General features: G+C 57.3%; 20 protein-coding genes. 14 read left to right on the forward strand and 6 right to left on the reverse strand.

The genetic code is table 11. The features are described 5' to 3' along the window. Window position 1: 1 nt before the first annotated feature. Together ACSQ13_RS16255 and ACSQ13_RS16260 are read right to left on the reverse strand one after the other, a co-directional pair. A complete protein-coding gene (locus ACSQ13_RS16255) occupies window positions 2–559 on the reverse strand; it encodes an RNA polymerase sigma factor (RefSeq protein ID WP_176250386.1) in 558 nt (185 codons plus the stop codon). Next, window positions 556–726 carry a NepR family anti-sigma factor gene (locus tag ACSQ13_RS16260; RefSeq protein WP_176250385.1) on the reverse strand — a complete coding sequence of 57 codons (171 nt, stop codon included), beginning with the start codon at window positions 724–726 and terminating at the stop codon, window positions 556–558. Before ACSQ13_RS16260 ends, ACSQ13_RS16255 begins: the two co-directional genes overlap by 4 nt. Before the next feature lie 104 nt (window positions 727–830). On the opposite strand from ACSQ13_RS16260, the gene ACSQ13_RS16265 reads away from it, so the two are divergent. From ACSQ13_RS16265 to ACSQ13_RS16280, 4 genes are all read left to right on the forward strand, one after another. Continuing rightward, entirely contained in the window at window positions 831–1,640 is an 810-nt protein-coding gene (locus ACSQ13_RS16265) for a response regulator (RefSeq protein WP_176250384.1), read from the forward strand. A 134-nt stretch (window positions 1,641–1,774) separates the two neighbouring features. Then, window positions 1,775–2,653, forward strand: coding sequence for a glycosyltransferase family 2 protein (locus tag ACSQ13_RS16270; RefSeq protein WP_295508031.1), 879 nt, complete (start codon window positions 1,775–1,777; stop codon window positions 2,651–2,653). Between the two features lie 189 nt (window positions 2,654–2,842). Then, window positions 2,843–3,145, forward strand: coding sequence for a DUF883 family protein (locus ACSQ13_RS16275; RefSeq protein ID WP_255200199.1), 303 nt, complete (start codon window positions 2,843–2,845; stop codon window positions 3,143–3,145). Beyond that, window positions 3,145–3,531 carry a hypothetical protein gene (locus tag ACSQ13_RS16280; protein WP_255200198.1) on the forward strand — a complete coding sequence of 129 codons (387 nt, stop codon included), beginning with the start codon at window positions 3,145–3,147 and terminating at the stop codon, window positions 3,529–3,531. The genes ACSQ13_RS16275 and ACSQ13_RS16280 overlap by 1 nt, the downstream gene beginning before the upstream one ends. A 65-nt stretch (window positions 3,532–3,596) precedes the next feature. Here the strand turns inward: ACSQ13_RS16280 and ACSQ13_RS16285 are convergent, their stop codons facing one another. Further along, window positions 3,597–4,478 carry a YihY/virulence factor BrkB family protein gene (locus tag ACSQ13_RS16285; RefSeq protein WP_176250445.1) on the reverse strand — a complete coding sequence of 294 codons (882 nt, stop codon included), beginning with the start codon at window positions 4,476–4,478 and terminating at the stop codon, window positions 3,597–3,599. 386 nt (window positions 4,479–4,864) lie between these two features. On the opposite strand from ACSQ13_RS16285, the gene ACSQ13_RS16290 reads away from it, so the two are divergent. Beyond that, window positions 4,865–6,115: an aminotransferase class V-fold PLP-dependent enzyme gene (locus ACSQ13_RS16290; protein WP_176250382.1), complete on the forward strand. Its 1,251-nt coding sequence runs from the start codon at window positions 4,865–4,867 to the stop codon at window positions 6,113–6,115. Window positions 6,116–6,215: 100 nt separating this feature from the next. Beyond that, on the forward strand, window positions 6,216–7,496 hold the full coding sequence (locus ACSQ13_RS16295) for an acetylornithine deacetylase/succinyl-diaminopimelate desuccinylase family protein (RefSeq protein WP_176250381.1): 1,281 nt from the start codon (window positions 6,216–6,218) through the stop codon (window positions 7,494–7,496). A gap of 3 nt (window positions 7,497–7,499) precedes the next feature. Here ACSQ13_RS16295 and ACSQ13_RS16300 read toward each other — a convergent pair whose 3' ends face one another. After that, complete coding sequence (locus ACSQ13_RS16300) at window positions 7,500–8,771, reverse strand: Hsp70 family protein (protein WP_295508038.1); 1,272 nt, start codon at window positions 8,769–8,771, stop codon at window positions 7,500–7,502. A 144-nt stretch (window positions 8,772–8,915) separates the two neighbouring features. Between ACSQ13_RS16300 and ACSQ13_RS16305 the strand changes: the two genes are divergently transcribed. Beyond that, window positions 8,916–10,394 carry an ABC transporter substrate-binding protein gene (locus ACSQ13_RS16305; RefSeq protein ID WP_295508039.1) on the forward strand — a complete coding sequence of 493 codons (1,479 nt, stop codon included), beginning with the start codon at window positions 8,916–8,918 and terminating at the stop codon, window positions 10,392–10,394. Window positions 10,395–10,556: 162 nt separating this feature from the next. Then, entirely contained in the window at window positions 10,557–10,745 is a 189-nt protein-coding gene (locus ACSQ13_RS16310; RefSeq protein ID WP_176250378.1) for a CTP synthetase, read from the forward strand. A 9-nt stretch (window positions 10,746–10,754) separates the two neighbouring features. Here ACSQ13_RS16310 and ACSQ13_RS16315 read toward each other — a convergent pair whose 3' ends face one another. Next, complete coding sequence (locus ACSQ13_RS16315) at window positions 10,755–11,864, reverse strand: acetoin utilization protein AcuC (RefSeq protein ID WP_295508042.1); 1,110 nt, start codon at window positions 11,862–11,864, stop codon at window positions 10,755–10,757. Between the two features lie 99 nt (window positions 11,865–11,963). Then, complete coding sequence (locus ACSQ13_RS16320; protein ID WP_295508044.1) at window positions 11,964–12,410, reverse strand: HdeA/HdeB family chaperone; 447 nt, start codon at window positions 12,408–12,410, stop codon at window positions 11,964–11,966. 178 nt (window positions 12,411–12,588) lie between these two features. On the opposite strand from ACSQ13_RS16320, the gene ACSQ13_RS16325 reads away from it, so the two are divergent. The 6 genes from ACSQ13_RS16325 (at window position 12,589) to ACSQ13_RS16350 (ending at window position 18,306) form a co-directional block, all read left to right on the forward strand. Further along, complete coding sequence (locus ACSQ13_RS16325) at window positions 12,589–13,536, forward strand: ABC transporter permease (RefSeq protein WP_176250375.1); 948 nt, start codon at window positions 12,589–12,591, stop codon at window positions 13,534–13,536. After that, window positions 13,533–14,348, forward strand: a complete 816-nt coding sequence (locus ACSQ13_RS16330) for an ABC transporter permease (protein ID WP_176250374.1) — start codon at window positions 13,533–13,535, stop codon at window positions 14,346–14,348. The genes ACSQ13_RS16325 and ACSQ13_RS16330 overlap by 4 nt, the downstream gene beginning before the upstream one ends. Then, window positions 14,345–15,946: an ABC transporter ATP-binding protein gene (locus tag ACSQ13_RS16335; protein WP_295508051.1), complete on the forward strand. Its 1,602-nt coding sequence runs from the start codon at window positions 14,345–14,347 to the stop codon at window positions 15,944–15,946. Before ACSQ13_RS16330 ends, ACSQ13_RS16335 begins: the two co-directional genes overlap by 4 nt. Beyond that, window positions 15,943–16,407, forward strand: coding sequence for a GNAT family N-acetyltransferase (locus ACSQ13_RS16340; protein WP_176250372.1), 465 nt, complete (start codon window positions 15,943–15,945; stop codon window positions 16,405–16,407). The genes ACSQ13_RS16335 and ACSQ13_RS16340 overlap by 4 nt, the downstream gene beginning before the upstream one ends. Before the next feature lie 91 nt (window positions 16,408–16,498). Beyond that, complete coding sequence (locus ACSQ13_RS16345) at window positions 16,499–17,245, forward strand: SDR family oxidoreductase (protein WP_295508055.1); 747 nt, start codon at window positions 16,499–16,501, stop codon at window positions 17,243–17,245. A 65-nt stretch (window positions 17,246–17,310) separates the two neighbouring features. Next, window positions 17,311–18,306, forward strand: coding sequence for a P1 family peptidase (locus ACSQ13_RS16350; protein WP_295508058.1), 996 nt, complete (start codon window positions 17,311–17,313; stop codon window positions 18,304–18,306). The last annotated feature ends 62 nt before the right edge of the window (window positions 18,307–18,368 follow it).

The following is an 18,368-nucleotide window of genomic DNA, read 5'->3' on the forward strand; positions in this document are numbered from 1 at the left end:
GTTAAAAGGACGAAACTTTGGAAGACGAGATAACCGACATCGTCGCGTCATCTGTCATCTCGAGGCTCTCATCATCCCGAAGGCCCATAAGCTCGGCGATTTTTGCACGTGCGCGGTTCGTGCGGCTTTTGATTGTCCCCACGGCAACGCCACACATCTCGGCGGCTTCCTCATAGGAAAAACCGGACGCCCCAACCAAAAGCAGTGCTTCGCGTTGTTCGACTGCCAGTTCGTTCAATGCCTTGCGGAAATCCGTCATTTGCATGTGGCCGTCATGTGCCGGCTTTTCAGCCAAACTTTCGGTAAAGACACCATCAACATCCGCAACTTCGCGGTTGGCCTTGCGACGTGACGAATAATAGGTGTTGCGCAGGATCGTGAACAGCCAGGCCCGCATGTTGGTCCCGACCTCGAATTTGTCGATGTTGGTCCAGGCTTTTACGACCGTATCTTGCACCATATCATCCGCAATCGCAGAATTTCGCGTCAAGCTGATGGCAAAAGCGCGCATGGCTGGCAGGTGTTCTACCAGCTCATCGCGTGGGTCTGACCTGCTCATTCGGACTTTCCAGTAGCTGGCTGCCCGGAGCTTTCTTCCTGCTCTTTCAGCTTTTTCAGCAAATCCTTGAACTTGTCAGGTATGCCTTCCTCGACAGTCTCTTCATAGACACGGCGAAGATTTTCGTCGATAAAACGCTCGTTGTCATCGTTTTTGCCCAGCTGCATCAACAATTTTCCTGACTTTACTTAAGATTTCTTGCACACGATATGGAACTAAACACATACCCGCGGGGTTTGGTTCCATAAATATTTTAAAAGGACAACGATAAATGACGGACGCCAAAGAAACCACCAGTGTCAGCGATGCGTTAAGTCAATGCCTGCCATATCTGCGCCGCTATGCCCGCGCGCTGACCGGTAGTCAAACCAGCGGCGATGCATTTGCGGCCGCAGCCCTCGAGGCAATTCTGGTTGATCGCTCTGTGCTGGACGGCATGGATGTGCGGACCGGAATTTTCAAAGTATTGTACAGCATTTGGGCCAGCGCCGGTGCCCCCATTGAGGAAGGCGAAAGCGGCGCACGTGCCCGCGCGCAAAAGCATCTGGCAAAGCTGACCAACCACAGCCGCGAAGCATTGCTGCTGCACACCATCGAAGGGTTTTCTTTTGCCGAGGTCGGTATGATCATCAACGTCGAAGAAGAAGAAGCCAGCCAGCTGGTGCAGATCGCCCGCCGTGAAATGGCCGACAGTGTCACAGGTTCGGTGATGATCATCGAAGACGAGGCGATCATTGCGATGGACATTGAATCCATCGTTGCCGACATGGGCCACCGGGTCACCGGCATCGCCCGCACCCGTGATGAAGCCGTGAAATTGGGCAAGGCCGATGTGCCTGACCTGATCCTTGCGGACATCCAGCTTGCGGATAACTCCTCGGGTATTGATGCGGTGAATGATCTGCTGGCCGATCTCGGGCACCGTCCGGTCATTTTTATCACTGCGTTCCCCGAACGTCTGCTGACAGGTGACAAACCGGAACCCGCGTTCCTGATCTCCAAGCCATACACCGTCGATCAGGTTGTATCGGCCGTATCGCAAGCGATGTTCTTTTCCTCGACGGAAACGCTGAACACCTGATCGGTTTTCGGAACAGCATTCAAAGGCCGCGCCCCAAAGCGCGGCCTTTTTCGTTGGGTCATCGCCACATGGTCCAACGCCGCTAAAAATCAAAAGCCCTTGTCACAGCTTTTAGACGCGGCATAAAAGAACCCATGAGCACATGCGCAATCACAATGGTTTACAAGGACTACTGGGCGCTCTCGCAATGGTACGCGCATTATGGCCGCCTGATAGGGTACGATAACCTTTATATCGTCGCCCATGGCGCTGACCCGATGATCGCCGAACTATGCCCCCAGGCAGATGTTATTACCGTGCCGCGTGAAACCCTCGAAGGGTTCGACCGGCGTCGTGGGCAGATGTTGAACAGTTTCGCGGATGGCTTGGGGCTGTCCTATGACTGGGTCATTCGCACCGATGCCGATGAACTGGTTTGCTTTGACCCGGCGCTTTACGCGTCTTTTGACGATGTTTTCAAAAATCCCACGTCGAATGCCATGTTCGCCTTGGGCTTGAATGTTGCCGAAACGATAGGCGACCAGATTTTGAACGCGGGCGAAATGGCCCTGGGCCACCGGTCCACAGCAGTTTTCACCGGCCATTACAGCAAGGCCTGGGCCTCAAAACGCGGGACAGCATTGTGGCGCCACGGCATCTGGGTCGGCCCCCGCAAGCTGGCCACGGCCGCGTTCCAGCTTCCTCAGGGGGTGTATCTGTTGCACCTTAAATACGCCAACCTGAAGGCCCTTGAGGATGCCAACCACCACCGGATGGAAGTTGGAAACGCCGAAGGCAAAGGTCTGCCCGGTGCCGCCTGGCGTGAGGCTGACAAAGACGCTTCGCGGTTTTACGCAAATTTGGCGCGGTACAAAGAAAAGGATTGGACCAGCGCCCGGGATGAAGCCTATCGGTCAATCACCACCGAGCCTATCCGCGATGAAAAAGAGAACGTACTCAGAAGCAGCTCCAATGTGTTCAAACACCGCGTGACATTGCCAAGTTGGTTCAAAACGCGGTTCGGTACCCGCTAAGGCACAACTGCCAATCCTAACCCAAAGCCAGACAGCCCCGACCAGGGGACTGCACTTCCTTGCGGGCCGTTTTCAGGCAACCCTGATTGATTTGCATCAAACCGTTCGTGCCCCGACCGCTATGATATAATGGAACTGAATCACAGCCCGCGCGTTTGTAGGACAGATAATACGTTAAGGAGACAGAAAATGGCTAAGGACATTAAAATGAGCAAAGACGTCACCGTAGAAGATCTATCCACGCAAATCGCAATCCTCAAGGATGACATTGCTGCCCTGACCAGTTCGGTCAGCCAGTTCAGCAAAAGCACAACACGCGATGCCGCAAATCAGGCAAAGGCAGCCGCCCATGATTACGCCGACCTTGGCAAAGAAAAGGTCGTTGACGCGCAGAAAACCGCAGAAGACTTTATTCGCACGCAGCCAGCCACAGCGATGGGTGTTGCAGCAGGGGTTGGTTTTCTGATCGGGCTGATCACGGCACGCCGGTGATGCAAGCCATATTGGACGCCCTCACCGACAGAGTAGCCCAAAGAGCGGCTGAAACAGCCCAGACCGCAGCAATCGGTCTGGGTGCTGGTTTGTGCCTTGTGGTTGGATCAATCTTTCTGTCTGCGGCAGCCTGGATATTCCTGCTCACGATCACCTCGACATTAATTGCATGTCTGGTCATTGGTGGCGTGTTTTTTGGCGCGGGTCTGGTAATGGTCGCTGCCACCAGCATCCGATCGCGGAACCTGAAACACCAAAGAGAAGCAGAACGCTTGCGCCTTCAGGCACAGCAGCGTGCTCAGGCGTTGGGCGGGGTCGAAGGTATCGCGACTTTGGTCGTCGCTTTGATCAACGGCTTCAACGCAGGCAAGAACGCGCGTTTATAACCGCTTGGGTCAAACTCTCATCGGTAAAAGGGGTTTGGGACCGCAGGCATCCATTAAAGGGCCGTCTATTCAGACTGGCCCTTTTCTGCTGTGATGAACGTCTCTGCAACGGCAGGCCCGCGCTTTGCCGGTTGATGCGGGTGCCCGATAGCGGTGTCCGGGCGCAGACGCATTTCGACCTGAGCATTCCAGGACGCGCCCATAAGCACCAGAAAACTGCTGATCCAAAGCCACACCAACATCGCAATCACAGCCCCAATGGACCCGTAAACCTGATTGTAGTTGCCGAAATTAGCGACGTAATAGCTGAATCCGATGGATACCACCGCCCAAGAGGCCACGGCGAATATAGCGCCAAAGCTCAGCCAGTTTGGCTTGGCTGTGCGGTGGTTTGGTCCGAACCGGTATAGCACCCCGATACCCGCCAGCAGCACCGTAATGGCAATGCTCCAGCGGATCAGATCAGCCAAAATAACTCCGAAGATACCCAAGGGGATGAAGGCCAGAACGATCGGCGCAATAACCACGGTGACCAGCGCAATGATCCCGACCATCACCAAACCAAAGGTCAGCATCAGCGCACGAAAGTAATGCCTTGCCACATTCCGATTGGGCTGGTGATAGACACTGTTCAACCCGATCATCATCGCCCCGACACCGGCACGGGCAGACCACAACGCCGCAAGCACCGATATCGCGCCGGCCCAACCCAATGTCTCGGAACTGGTGGTCACCAAAGACACGATTTGCTGGTTCATGATGTCATACACGTCGTCAGGCAGCAGGCCACGCATCTCTTCGAGCTGGGCAATCACAACGACCGGGTCCGAAATCAGGCTCAGCAAGGTGACAAGGGCCGCCAATGCGGGAAACAGCGACAACATCCCATAAAACGCCACACCCGCCGCAATCAGCGCAATATTCCGTTCGCTGATATCTTCAATCATCGCCCTGAAAGCAGTCCAATACAGCACGACCGTATCCAATGTTATTTTTCCCAAGGATCGGGTCCTTTCAATGCGGTCCGGCAATGCACCCACGGGCTGACAAACGCCTCGGGATATAGCTATTTCAATACTTCTACCTCATCGCGCCGCTGACCCCAAGCCGCGAGGGCAAAACTGATCACCCCCAGACGATATTTTCCGAAATTGCCGGAATAAAAACCCCGAACACAGCCCCCGGACCCGGTTGTCCCTTCAGGATCAACGCCACCATTTCGACCCACCGCGCCTAAATGCTGATGACCCAAGCAGATAATTGTGGTTGTGATTCAAGGGCGAACCAGCGCAGAAATCTCAAATCCACTCACGCCAACGCAGTCAGGGCCAAAATGTTCACGCACAACTCAGACCTCATGCAATCGATCCGCGCCAGCTTTGCCCATGTGGATACCTGCCCGTTCCAGGGGCCGCGCATCTTCTTCGAAAATGCCGGTGGCGCTTTGACGTTGAATTCGGTGGTACAGACCTCGACCCTGTTCGCGTCGATCCCGGACAATCAGGGCCGCGACAACCCCGCCTCACATGCGCTCGTTGAAACCATCAAACAGGCCAAGGCTGACATGGCCGTGTTTTTCAACGCGCCCAACGGCCAGTTTTTCGTTGGCGAAAGCGGCACAGAACTGTCCTTCCGCCTGATCCGCACCGCTGTGACGGGCACCCCCGATGGCGCTGTGATAGGCTCTAGTGTTGAACATCCCGCCTCGCGCAGCGCCGCGCTGCATTGGGCCGAAAAAACGGGCAAAGCCTATATCAACGTCCCCCATGATGATGCCACAGGGCAGGTCACACCCGCCGCCTATGCCGCCCTGATGACACCCCAAGTACGGGTCGCGACGATCCTGCACACGTCACCCGTCACCGGCATCGCCAATGATGTCGCCGGTATCAGTGCCGCGATCCGCGCCGTTGCCCCCGATGCGTTCATTTTCGTCGATGGCATCCAGCACGCCAGCCACGGGCGTATCGACATCGCCAGCTACGACATCGACGGCTATGTGATCTCGCCCTACAAACTGTTTTCGCGCCACGGCTATGGCATCGCCTGGGCGTCGGACCGCCTGAGCACGCTGTCAATTGAAACGCTCAAGGACGGCCCCGCCGGAAATTGGGAAATGGGCACGCGCGATACTGGCGCTTACGCCACCTTCAGCGATGTGGTGCGCTATTTCGAATGGCTGGGCCAGCAGGTTTCCGATGCAACCGCCCCCCGCGCCCAGATCGAAGCCGCCGGTGTCGCGATCCATGACCACGAAAAACACCTGACCGACGCCCTGCTGTTCGGCACAGGCAACCTTGCCGGTCTCGCCGATCTGCCCGATGCCACCATTCTTGGGGGCACGGGTAACCCCGACCGCGAAGGTCTGGTTTGTTTTAGCCTCAAATCGGTCCCCGCCGCCGAGATTGTCGAAAAACTCAATGCCCAGGGCATCCGCACCCATCTGCGCAAGGCGGATCACTACTCCGGAAACATCCTGACCCCTCTTGGCCTGGATGCTGCCGTGCGCGTTTCGCTGTGCCATTACAACACATTGGACGAAGTCCGCGCTTTGCTCACCGCAATAAAGGACATCGCCGGATAATCCCTCCGGCCCTGTTTCATTTTGCAAAATAAACTCAAATCCGACGGCGCAACCCAAGTCACCGCTTGCCATATCAATGCACACGATCAAACATGCACCTATGACAAGCACACTCTCCGCCGCCATTATCGCCAAGCGTGACGACCTGATCGCGCTGACCCAGGATTTGATCCGCATCCCGACGCTCAACCCGCCGGGGCGCGACTATCTGTTGATCTGCGAATACCTCGACAAAAGGCTCAAACAGCACGGGTTCGAGACGCAATTGATCCGCGCTCACGGCACCCCCGGCGACAGTGCGAAATACCCCCGTTGGAACATCATCGCCCGCCGCGAGGGCACGCAGTCCGGGGAAACGGTGCATTTCAACAGCCATACCGATGTGGTCGAAGTCGGCGCAGGCTGGACGTTTGACCCTTTCGGGGCCGAAATCTCGGACGGCAAGATTTACGGGCGCGGCACCTGCGATATGAAAGGCGGGTTGGCCGCGTCTATCATCGCCGCCGAAGCGTTCATCGAAACGCATCCCGAATTTTCCGGCGCGATCGAAATTTCCGGCACCGCAGATGAAGAATCCGGCGGCTATGGTGGCGTGGCCTATCTGGCGGAACAGGGGTTCTTTAACCCTGAACGGGTCCAGCATGTGATCATCCCCGAACCCTTGCAGAAAGACCGGATTTGTTTGGGCCATCGCGGTGGCTGGTGGGCGGAGATCGAGACAAAGGGCGAAATCGCCCACGGCTCCATGCCGTTTCTGGGCGATTGCGCCGTGCGCCACATGGGTGCCGTCCTGTCCGAGTTCGAGAACAAGCTGTTCCCCGCCATGGCCGCACGTCACACCGATATGCCCGTCGTCCCCGAAGGGGCGCGCAGTTCAACCATGAACATCAATTCGATCCACGGCGGTCAAAAGGAAAACGACGAAGATTTCGACGGCCTGCCCGCCCATTGCGTGCCCGACAGTTGCCGGATCACCATTGACCGGCGGTTCCTGATGGAAGAACCGCTCGACCAAGTGCGCGACGAAGTGCGCGCCCTGCTGGAAGGGTTGCGCGAAACGCGGGTCGATTTTGATTACGAGCTGACTGAGCTGAATTCGGTGCTGCCCTCAATGACAGACCGGGACGCCCCCATCGTTCAAACCGTGGCCAGCGCCATTCAGGATATCATGGGCAAAGCGCCAGAATACGTCGCCTCGCCCGGGTCATATGACCAGAAACACATCGACCGGATTGGCAAGCTCAAGAACTGTATCGCCTACGGTCCGGGCCTCTTGGAACTGGCGCACAAGCCTGACGAATATATTGGCATCGACGATATGATCGACAGCGCCTGCGTGATGGGTGCCGCACTCGAAACGCTGCTTTTGCCGAAACAATAGGCTCTATTCCGTCGCAAAAGCGTGGGACGCGGCAATTGCCAGCCCGTCGACGATCGCGGTCATTGCGGCACCCCGATGCAATTCAGCCTGCGGAAAGGTGCCGCGCATGGCGATGTCGATCACCCCCATCAGGCTCGACCCGCCGACAAAGATCAGCTTGTTCACATCCGAAGGCGCAAGGTCGGCCTGCGCGACCAGATCGGTGGCAACCTGCGCGATGCTATTGGCCATTTCATTCAATGTCGCGGCCATCATCGCGGGGGGCAGCGGCACGCGCAGACCACGCTCCAGAATATCGAGTTTGATTTCGGGCGGCGCGGTCGCTGCCACATCATTCGCCGCGATCTTCCCTGCCTCGACGGCAAAGGCGATGTCGTGGCCCAGCTCGTCCTCAAGCACCTTGACCAGACGGTTCAGCAAATCAGGCTCGACCGCATATTTCGCCAGATCATCGACGGCACGCCGTTGTTCGCGGGTATAAAGGAACGGGATTTTTTGCCATGTCGCCAGATCGGTGAACACGGCATGGGGTGCGGCATGGGTTTCATCGCCGAACACATGTTTGATCTGGCTGCCCATGCCCAGATGCGGCATGACGTGATGCAAGCTGAGCTCCCGGTCGAAATCCGTACCGCCCATGCGCAGGCCCTTGCTGGCCAAAATATGAATGCCTGCGTCGCCTTGCTGGCGAAACAGCGTAAAATCCGATGTACCCCCACCGATATCCACGATCAGCCCCAGATCACCGGGTTCAAGCACGCCGCGGTTGGCCAGGGCGGCTGCTTCGGGTTCAGGCATGAAACGCACGTCTTTGAAACCGGCAAGGTGATAGCATTCGGTCAAATCGACCAACGCCTGGGCATTGCGCGCGGCATCGGCGCTGTGAAACATCACAGGGCGCCCCGATAGCGCACGATCGAATGTCTGGCCTGTGGCCGCTTCGGCGCGTTTTTTCAGCTCGGCCAGAAAGCTGGCCACGATGGCGACAAAATCCATCCGCTTGCCCATCAACATCCGGCTTTCGCGCATCAAGGGCGTGCCCAGCAGGCTTTTGAGCGCGCGCATATACCGCCCCTCGTCGCCGCCGATCAGCGCTTCTTGGGCACCGCGCCCGTATATGATCCGCTTTTCCTCGACATCGAAAAACAACGCCGTGGGAAGGGTGTTTTCGCCTGCCTCGACATCAATCAGACGGGGCACACCGTCGATGGCATAGCCCGCCGCAGAGTTGGACGTCCCGAAATCAATTCCCAATGTGGAAGATACCGCAGTCATAACGCACCCCTGCCTGATAAGCGAAGGTGGCGCATAAACCGCCAGCGCAAGCGGCACAATACAAATTTGTTAGTGTTATGGCAGTGCTGGTCAAAGCGTTTCGAACTGGATAGACTTTTTTTGAAAGTTAACAGGAGACCTCCGATGTTTCACCTTCGCTCGCTTATTCTTGGTACTTGCGCTGCCGCGCTGATGGCCGGTGGTGCCGCTGCACAATCCGACATTACCGTCGCAATGCAACTTGAACCGCCACATCTGGACCCGACAAGCGCCGCTGCTGGCGCGATTGATCAGGTGCTTTATTCCAACGTTTTTGAAGGCCTTACGCGGTTCATGGGCGATGGATCGGTTGTTCCCGGTCTGGCAAAATCGTGGGAAATTTCAGAAGACGGTCTGACCTATACGTTCAAGCTGCAAGAAGGTGTGACCTTTCACGATGGCACCACAATGGACGCCGAAGATGTGAAATTCAGCCTTGACCGGATCGGGGCCGAAAACAGCGCCAACGCGCAAAAAGCGTTGTTTAGTGCCATTTCCGAGGTCAATGTGATTGATCCCACAACGGTCGAGATCAAGCTGAGCGAGCCGAACGGCAACATGCTGTTCAACCTTGCGTGGGGCGATGCCGTGATTGTGGCACCCGAAAGCATCGACAACATCAAACAGCTGCCCATCGGCACCGGTGCGTTCAAGTTCACCAGCTGGACGCAGGGCGATAACATCATGATCGAAAAGAACCCCACCTATTGGGGTGCGCCTGCCGCGCTGGACATGGCAACATTCAAGTTCATCTCGGACCCGACTGCCGCTTTTGCGTCGATGATGGCCGAAGATGTCGATGTTTTCGTTGGCTTCCCCGCCCCTGAAAACCTGCCCCAATTCGAGGCAGACCCGCGCTTTCAAGTGCTGGTCGGATCGACCGAGGGCGAGACCATTCTGGCGATGAACAACAAGCAAGCGCCGTTCGACAACGTCAAGGTGCGCGAAGCCGTCGCCCATGCGATCAACCGTCAGGCCATCATTGACGGTGCGATGTTCGGCTATGGTACGCCCATCGGCACCCATTTCGCACCGCACAATCCGGCCTATGTAGATGAAACCGCGATCAGCGCGTTTGATCCTGAAAAATCCAAAGCCCTTCTGGCCGAGGCCGGTTTCCCAGACGGGTTCGAGACAACGCTTGACCTGCCGCCCCCTTCCTATGCCCGCCGTGGCGGTGAAATCATCGCGGCGCAACTGGCCGATGTGGGGATCACCGCAAAGATCAACAATGTCGAATGGGCGCAATGGCTTGAGACTGTGTTCAAGGGCAAGAACTTTGGCCTGACCATCGTAAGCCACACCGAACCGATGGACATCGGAATCTACGCAAATCCGGATTACTATTTCCAGTATGACAACCCCGATTTCCAGGCGTTGATGGCCAAATTGAACGCAACCACAGATGCGGATATGCGGACCGAAATGCTGGGCCAAGCGCAAAAGATGATCTCGCAAGACTATGTGAACGGCTATCTGTTCCAATTGGCCGCCATGTCAGTCGCCAAGGCCGGGGTGCAAGGCCTTTGGTCAAACGCACCGACGCAGGCAACCGACCTGACGGGCGTAACCTGGGCTGAATAGACCTTCGTCTTTTAATGAAATTGAAACGCCTCCGTTTTGCGGGGGCGTTTTTCGTTGGGAAAGGGGCCGGGATTCACACGGGCTTTTGTTGATATACATCAAGGACGGGCCACCTGCCCCGCCGATAGTTTGCCCACAAACCAAACAACCGGAGAGCGCGACATGTTACGCCTTGCATCAATTCTATATTCAATCGTCGCAACATCTTTGGCAGGCTCTTTGATCATTGTCGCTCTGGCTTCAGGCTACGATACCCTCACGCCTATTCTTGGCGGGGCCGTGATTGGTGCGGTGCTTGCCATTCCGGTCAGCTATTTCGTGGCACGGGCGATTATTTCCAACAAACGATAGCGCCTGCCCTCAGCTGCGTGCGGCAAGCAGCTTTACCATCTGTCTGATTTCATCCCGAACGCCCCCTTGGCGCGGCGTGTCGCGCAAGGTTGTGAACCAGTGATCGGGCGGGTTTTTGCCCCGACGGTTGCCATCAAACCGCAAGGCGCGCAGCACGGTCTGGGCCTTGTCGGGCAGACGTTCAGGTATTTCCAACACGTTCAAAGTTGCCCAGACCCCTGTCCATAACCGCCCGACCGACCACGGGTTATACCCGCCCCCGCCAAGCACCAGCAGGCGCGGGGCCATACCCATCAGCCCGCGTAAAACATCCAAATGCGCGTTGTTAGAGAGTGATAGATGCGACAGGGGGTCTTCCTCCACGGCATCAGCACCACACAGCAACACAATCGCATCGGGCCTGAACGCCTGAACCTTGGGCAAGATCAGATGATCGCGGATATGGGCCATTTCACTGTCGTTCAACCCGCGCGGCACAGGCAGGTTAAACGCATTTCCACCCGCATCATTTTCGATGGGCCCACTGCGCGGCCAAAGACGGTCTTCGTGAATTGAAATCATCAGGCAGTCGGGATCACCGCCAAAACCGACCTCGACCCCGTCGGGATGATGCGCGTCGATATCAACATAGGCGATGCGGCGGACACCATGATGGCGCAGGGATTTCATCGCCAACACCGGATCGTTCAGATAACAAAAGCCGTTGGCGCGGTCTGGCATCCCGTGATGGGTCCCACCAGCAGGGTTATAGATCACGCCGCCATCGCGCAGCAATTCACCGGCAAGGATCGACCCGCCCGCAGCTGTGGCAGGTCTGCGGAAAATTTCACCAAAGACTGGGTTGGTCACACTGCCGATATCATGGCGATCCAAATCATCAGCGGTCGCTTTCTGGTCCGCTTCAACGCGCTGCAAGGCTGCGATGTATTCTGGCGTGTGCCAACCGATCAAGGCCTTTGGTTTCGCCCGAGGAGAGGTGATGTATTGCGATGGAGGCAACCATCCCATTGCACGGGACAGGTCGATTACCGTCGATACGCGCGGCACGCGCAACGGGTGCCAGCGCCCATAACTGGAACCCCGGAAAATTTCGTGCCCGATGAACATTGGTCTGCGCATAGCCAAGATATCTAACGCTTTGGCATCGGATAGCGAGGCATGTTTCACAAAAAAACGGGCGCAAAAATGCGCCCGTTCAAACTCGTTAACAAACAGCTATTACTTGGTGCCAACAAGGCCAGCTGCTGCTTCACCTACTGTCGCGTCAAAGTTGAGCGAACAAATGCGGTAAAGCTGCTTTGTTGCCGTCACAACAGTCGGTTCCGCCGTTTCATTGGACGCTTCGGTGTTTCCGCCTGTTGGCTCTACCGCTCTGGCTTCGCCGTCTATGATCGAATCGCTGACAGCCACACCATCAGTCGCGACTTCAGCGGTGACATCCGCTGACATATCGGTGGCACGGGCGTTATCATCAAAGGATTCGCCGTTATAGCCATCGTCGATTTCAGCAATCGCCATGGATGCGACGGTCGCTTGGTCTTCCTCGGACAGTTGGTTGAACTCGCCACATGTCATCTGCGGGCTGGCGTGAGCCGCGGCAAATGCCGGTGCGGAAATGGTACCCATCAGGGCGGCAATTGCGAGAGTTTTAAAAGTATTGGTCATCGTTAAGCTCCTTGTTACTAACTTCTGCATTACCAACACGACCAGTTGCCATATTGTTCCAACTTTTGCGAACATCCTGTAATTTTATTTTATTTCAGATGGTTAAAAGCTGCCAAATCAGCGGGTGACATTCCTTTCCTATCTGGACGCGTTCAAAATCCGCGCCTAACCTGTGAAAATGTTGCGTTATACAATCAAACGATTGCTTTCCCTTTGCATCAGCCTTGCTGTGGCATCCCTTGTCATCTTTTCCGTTATCGAAATCGCGCCCGGTGATCCTGCCTCGTTCATGCTGGGCATGAATGCACAGCCCGAAACATTGGCCGCCCTGCGCACGGAACTTGGCTTGGACGCCTCAAAACCCGAACGGTATTTGTCATGGGTTGGCGGTTTGCTGACCGGTGATTTCGGCACGTCCTATACATACCGCACCCCCGTCGCTGATATGATCGCCGCGCGCATGTGGGTGTCGCTGCCGCTTGCGCTTTATGCTTTGGCTCTGTCCACGCTGATCGCCTTTCCCGCCGGAATATATGCCGCCTCGCGTCGGGGCCGTGCGGGGGATCTGGGCGTTATGGGGGCCACGCAACTGGGTGTCGCTGTGCCGAACTTCTGGTTTGCGATGATGCTGGTGCTGATTTTTTCGATCAATCTGCGGTGGTTTGCAGCGGGCGGGTTTGTTGGCTGGGACAAAGGGCTGTTGGCCGGTCTGCATGCCCTGACATTGCCCGCAATCGCGCTGGCCTTGCCCCAGGCCGCGATCCTTGCGCGGGTGATGCGGTCATCGCTGCTGGATGTCTTGGGCGAGGACTACATGCGCACCGCACGCGCCAAAGGTTTGACCGAACGCCAGGCGCTGTGGCGGCACGGTTTGCGCAATGCGTTGATCCCGGTGCTGACGATCATCGGTTTGCAATTCTCGTTTTTGCTGGCGGGGTCCATCATCATCGAACAGGTGTTTTACCTGCCCGGATTGGGGCGGCTGGTGTTTCAATCCATATCCGCGCGCGATCTGATCGTCGTGGAATCTGTTGTGATGTTGCTGGTGTTCTCGGTTATTCTGGTCAATTTTCTGGTCGATCTGGCCTATGCCGCCGTCGATCCGCGCCTAAGGTCCCGCACATGAACCGCAATCTGATCATTGGCGCGGCGCTCACCGGATTTTTCATCCTTGCCGCTCTGGTATCATTCGTCTGGACGCCATTTGATCACACCGCGATGGACATCCCCAACAAGCTAAAGGGAATTGGCGGCGATCATCTGCTGGGCACAGATCACTTTGGCCGCGATATTCTAAGCATGATCATGGTGGGGGCCCGCACATCCATCGCCGTTGCGCTGGTGGCCGTTGGCATCGGCATGGGGCTGGGCATACCGTTAGGCCTGTGGGCGGCAGCACGGCGCGGGTCGCTGGTGGACGAGCTGATCATGCGCGGCAACGACCTGATCTTTGCCTTCCCCTCGCTGGTGATTGCCATCCTGATCACAGCAATCTTCGGGGCCAGCGCGATCAACGCCATCATCGCCATCGGCATTTTCAACATCCCGGTCTTTGCCCGCATCACCCGTGGTGCCGCGCTAAGCCTTTGGGAACGCGAATTCATCCTTGCTGCCCGAGTTGCTGGAAAATCCGCCACGCGCATATCGGTTGAACATATCCTGCCGAATGTGACCAACCTGCTGATCGTCCAAAGCACAATCCAGTTCAGTCTGGGTATTCTGGCCGAGGCGGGCCTTTCCTATGTGGGTCTAGGTGCCCAACCGCCGACACCGTCATGGGGGCGGATGCTGGCAGACGCCCAAACACTGGTGTCGATCGCGCCGCATATGGCGCTTATCCCCGGCTTTGCGATCATCCTGACCGTGTTGGGGTTGAACCTGATGGGTGACGGTTTGCGCGATTACCTTGACCCACGGTTGCGGGTGGCGCGGGTATGACATTACTCAGCATCACCAACCTGTCGGTCGCGATCCACAGCTATCCGATCTTGCATGATGTAACGATCACCGTGGATCAAGGCGAAATCGTCGCCGTCACGGGGGAAAGCGGATCGGGCAAATCCATGACAGCCCTGGCTGCGATGCAACTGCTGCCCAAGGGTGCCCATGCCAAAGGGCATATCATGCTGGGCGATCAGGATTTGCTGAAACTGTCCGAACAGGAACTTTGCGCGATCCGTGGCAACGACATCGGCATGGTGTTTCAGGAACCGATGACCGCGCTCAACCCTGTGCAAACCATTGGGGATCAAGTCGCCGAAACGATCCGTGTGCATGACCGGTCAGTCTCACGCGGTGATGCGCTGGCGCGGGCGGCGGAAACCCTGGAACGTGTCGGCCTTCCAAATGTGAAATTCCCCCTGTCCCGCTATCCGCATGAACTGTCGGGTGGCCAGCGCCAGCGAGTTGTCATTGCCATGGCGATTGCCCTTCGCCCCCGGTTGCTGATCGCCGATGAACCCACAACGGCGCTGGATGTGACCACACAGGCGCAAATCCTTGACCTGCTCAAATCGCTGGCCAAGGCCGATAATATGGGCCTGCTGATGATCACCCATGATTTGGCCGTCGTTGCCGATATGGCTGACCGCATTGTCGTCATGCGCAAAGGCGAAGTGGTCGAACAAGGCGAAACCCGATCCCTGCTGCGCGACATGCACCACCCCTATACGAAAATGCTATTCGCGGCTTCGAACCACAAGGTTGCACTGCCCCCCGCGCCACCACCCGCCCCCCTGCTTGAGGTGCAAAATGTCAGCCGTGATTACCGTCTGCCCCGTACCACTGTGCTTGGCAGTTCCGGCACATTCAGGGCCGTCGATAACGTGTCCTTTACCCTCAAACGAGGCGAGCGTCTGGGTCTGGTCGGTGAATCCGGCTGTGGAAAATCGACCCTGACAAAGGCAATATTGGGCCTTGAACAGATCCAGTCAGGCACAATCACCCTCGAGGGAGAGCCGGTTTTTTCCGGAAACAAGCCGAACCTTTCCGTGCGCCGCAAAATGCAGGTGGTGTTTCAGGACCCCTTTGGCAGCTTCAACCCCCGTCACCGCGTTGACCGCCTGATCACCGAACCCTTTCACCTGCTGACCGACCCGCCCAAAGGTGCCGCGCGTGAAAATGCCATAGCCGAGGCCCTGACCGCTGTCGGTCTGACCCCGGATGACGCGCGCAAATACATTCACGAATTTTCCGGCGGCCAGCGCCAGCGCATCGCCATCGCACGCGCCCTGATCATCCGCCCCGATCTGATCCTGTTCGACGAGGCCGTCAGCGCCTTGGATGTGTCCGTGCGTGCCCAAATCCTCGACCTGCTGGCCGATCTTTGCAAAGCCTATGATCTGACATATCTTTTCATCTCGCATGATTTGTCGGTGGTGCGGACCATTACGGATCGCGTGTTGGTGATGAAATCCGGCCAGATCGTTGAACAAGGGGACACCGAAACCGTTTTTGAAAACCCTCGGCATCCCTATACCCAAGCGCTGCTTGCCGCAGCGCCCGTGCTGCCCGAACTTGGGGGGATTAACCCGTGACGCTTTCAATCGCACCCGTTCCAGAACACAACCGTTCGGTGTTGGATACGATGGCCAAAACGTATTTCGCCGAACTGCTGCCCGATGGGCCGGTCTATTACCCCTCGGCGCTTGACCGCTACTGGATCGAAAAGGGCCGGCACCCCTATCTGATCAACCTCGACGGGGTGCCCATCGGGTTCGCCCTGGTATGGAACCATGCGGATGGCACCCACGAGCTGACAGAATTCACAATCCGCCCCGACCACCGCCACCAAGGGATTGGCACACAGGCCGCGCATCTGATATTCAACGCCCTTGGCGGCGATTGGACATTGGGCGTTGCCACCCATTCTCCCGGCGGCATGGCGTTCTGGGAACAATGCCTTTCCGACTGCGAAAACGTCTGCGAGATCACAGCAGGCCCACCCAAAACGGCGCAGCAGATCGGCTGCTTCACCTTTCGGATCGAACGCCCCTGATGTCCCCGACACCTTCTTCAACACGCCACTTGGCGGCGGCACAGATCCTGCGTAGCATACCTGCAACAAACCCCCAACAAGGAGACCCAAGATGCGACTGACAGGAAAAACCGCAATCGTGACAGGTGGTGCCTCCGGCTTTGGGGCCGGCATCGTGCGCCGTTTTTTGCAAGAAGGCGCACGCGTGATGGTCGCCGATATCAATGGCACCGCAGCCGGACAATTCGCCATTGAAATGGGCGATCATGCAATTGCCCAACAGGTTGATGTGGGCGACGGTGCTTCGGTTCAGGCGATGACAGATGCGGCTCTGGCGGCATGGGGCCATATCGACATCCTGGTCAACAACGCAGGCGTTTCGCATATACCTGCCCCCCTCGAGACGATCAGCGAAGACGATTTTGACCGTGTCACCCGCGTAAATATGAAATCCGTCTACCTGACGGCCCGCAGCATCGTACCGCATATGAAACAACGCCAAACCGGCGTGATCCTCAACGTTGCCTCTACCGCCGGTGTGTCCCCGCGGCCGAACCTGAACTGGTACAATGCTTCAAAAGGGTGGATGATCACCGCAACAAAGACCATGGCGGTTGAACTTGCCCCCCAAGGCATCCGCGTCAACGCGATCAACCCCGTTGCGGGTGAAACGCCGCTGCTGAAAACCTTCATGGGCGAAGACACCCCCGAAATGCGCGCCAAGTTCCTGTCCACCATCCCGCTCGGCCGTTTCAGCCAACCCGAAGACATGGGCAACGCTGCCCTGTTCTTGTGCTCGGACGAGGCAAGCATGATCACCGGCGTCGCAATGGAAGTCGACGGCGGCCGTTGTATCTAGGCCATTTTCATTTTGCCAAATAAACTCCCCGCGGAGCGTTCCGCCCTTGCTACAGGCACGAAGCCATGAAAACCGGTCCCAAAAACCTGATTACGGATATCGCCGGGCTTCGTGTCGGCAACGCTCAGGATGACCCCTTGAAATCCGGCACCACGGTCTTGACCGCCGATGCACCTTTTACCACCTCTGTCCATGTGATGGGCGGCGCACCGGGTACGCGCGAAACCGATTTGCTGGCACCGGACAAATCCGTCGCTGCCGTCGATGCCTTGGTCCTGTCGGGCGGGTCTGCTTTCGGCTTGGATGCCTGCTCTGGCGTGGTTGACCGTCTGCGCGCCGTCGGTCGCGGCTTTCAGGTGGGGCCTGCCACGATCCCCTTGGTGCCCGGCGCAATTTTGTTTGATTTGCTGAACGGCGGCCAGAAAGACTGGGCCGAAAACCCCTACCGCGCCCTTGGTCGTGCTGCATTTGATGCGGCCAGCGACAGTTTCGCCTTGGGAACGGTTGGCGCGGGCACTGGCGCGCTCAGCGCTATGGTCAAAGGCGGGCTTGGCTCTGCCTCGTTGCAATTGCCCGACGGCACGATGGTTGGCGCATTGGTTGCCGCAAATCCCGTGGGTGCCGTGACAACCCCCGGCGATCGTCATTTTTATGCTGCCCCGTTTGAAATGGGCAGCGAATTCGGCGGGCTTGGTCCTGATCCCGCCAGCGGCCTGGGGCTTACCCTTGATAGTCGGAAAATCGCAGCAATGTCGCCGCGCGAAAACACCACGATTGCGATTGTTGCCACAGATGCGACCCTAACAAAGGCGCAGTGCAAGCGGATGGCGGTTGCAGCCCATGACGGTATTGGCCGCGCAATAGTCCCCGCACACACCCCGCATGACGGGGATCTGGTGTTCGCGCTCAGCACCGCAGGTCATCAGGTTGAGGATCGGATGCTGGCCCTTATCGGCCACGCGGCATCATTGTGCCTTGCCCGTGCAATCGCCCGCGCGATCTACGAGGCCACCCCTGCCCCGGGTGACCTGCTGCCGTGTTGGAGGGATCTGAATGCCTGAGCATTCCCTTCCCAAGTGGGCCGGCATTTGCTTTGGCGGGGAATGACATGATTGTTCTGCGC

The organism is Sulfitobacter sp. SH22, assembly GCF_965641905.1.
GTDB lineage: Bacteria > Pseudomonadota > Alphaproteobacteria > Rhodobacterales > Rhodobacteraceae > Sulfitobacter.

Bases quoted from the DNA above. Each gene is read 5' to 3' on its own strand.
- ACSQ13_RS16255 (WP_176250386.1), bottom strand. From the start codon at position 559: ATGAGCAGGTCAGACCCACGCGATGAGCTGGTAGAACACCTGCCAGCC.
- ACSQ13_RS16260 (WP_176250385.1), bottom strand. From the start codon at position 726: ATGCAGCTGGGCAAAAACGATGACAACGAGCGTTTTATCGACGAAAAT.
- ACSQ13_RS16265 (WP_176250384.1), top strand. From the start codon at position 831: ATGACGGACGCCAAAGAAACCACCAGTGTCAGCGATGCGTTAAGTCAA.
- ACSQ13_RS16270 (WP_295508031.1), top strand. From the start codon at position 1,775: ATGAGCACATGCGCAATCACAATGGTTTACAAGGACTACTGGGCGCTC.
- ACSQ13_RS16275 (WP_255200199.1), top strand. From the start codon at position 2,843: ATGGCTAAGGACATTAAAATGAGCAAAGACGTCACCGTAGAAGATCTA.
- ACSQ13_RS16280 (WP_255200198.1), top strand. From the start codon at position 3,145: ATGCAAGCCATATTGGACGCCCTCACCGACAGAGTAGCCCAAAGAGCG.
- ACSQ13_RS16285 (WP_176250445.1), bottom strand. From the start codon at position 4,478: ATGATTGAAGATATCAGCGAACGGAATATTGCGCTGATTGCGGCGGGT.
- ACSQ13_RS16290 (WP_176250382.1), top strand. From the start codon at position 4,865: ATGTTCACGCACAACTCAGACCTCATGCAATCGATCCGCGCCAGCTTT.
- ACSQ13_RS16295 (WP_176250381.1), top strand. From the start codon at position 6,216: ATGACAAGCACACTCTCCGCCGCCATTATCGCCAAGCGTGACGACCTG.
- ACSQ13_RS16300 (WP_295508038.1), bottom strand. From the start codon at position 8,771: ATGACTGCGGTATCTTCCACATTGGGAATTGATTTCGGGACGTCCAAC.
- ACSQ13_RS16305 (WP_295508039.1), top strand. From the start codon at position 8,916: ATGTTTCACCTTCGCTCGCTTATTCTTGGTACTTGCGCTGCCGCGCTG.
- ACSQ13_RS16310 (WP_176250378.1), top strand. From the start codon at position 10,557: ATGTTACGCCTTGCATCAATTCTATATTCAATCGTCGCAACATCTTTG.
- ACSQ13_RS16315 (WP_295508042.1), bottom strand. From the start codon at position 11,864: ATGCGCAGACCAATGTTCATCGGGCACGAAATTTTCCGGGGTTCCAGT.
- ACSQ13_RS16320 (WP_295508044.1), bottom strand. From the start codon at position 12,410: ATGACCAATACTTTTAAAACTCTCGCAATTGCCGCCCTGATGGGTACC.
- ACSQ13_RS16325 (WP_176250375.1), top strand. From the start codon at position 12,589: ATGTTGCGTTATACAATCAAACGATTGCTTTCCCTTTGCATCAGCCTT.
- ACSQ13_RS16330 (WP_176250374.1), top strand. From the start codon at position 13,533: ATGAACCGCAATCTGATCATTGGCGCGGCGCTCACCGGATTTTTCATC.
- ACSQ13_RS16335 (WP_295508051.1), top strand. From the start codon at position 14,345: ATGACATTACTCAGCATCACCAACCTGTCGGTCGCGATCCACAGCTAT.
- ACSQ13_RS16345 (WP_295508055.1), top strand. From the start codon at position 16,499: ATGCGACTGACAGGAAAAACCGCAATCGTGACAGGTGGTGCCTCCGGC.
- ACSQ13_RS16350 (WP_295508058.1), top strand. From the start codon at position 17,311: ATGAAAACCGGTCCCAAAAACCTGATTACGGATATCGCCGGGCTTCGT.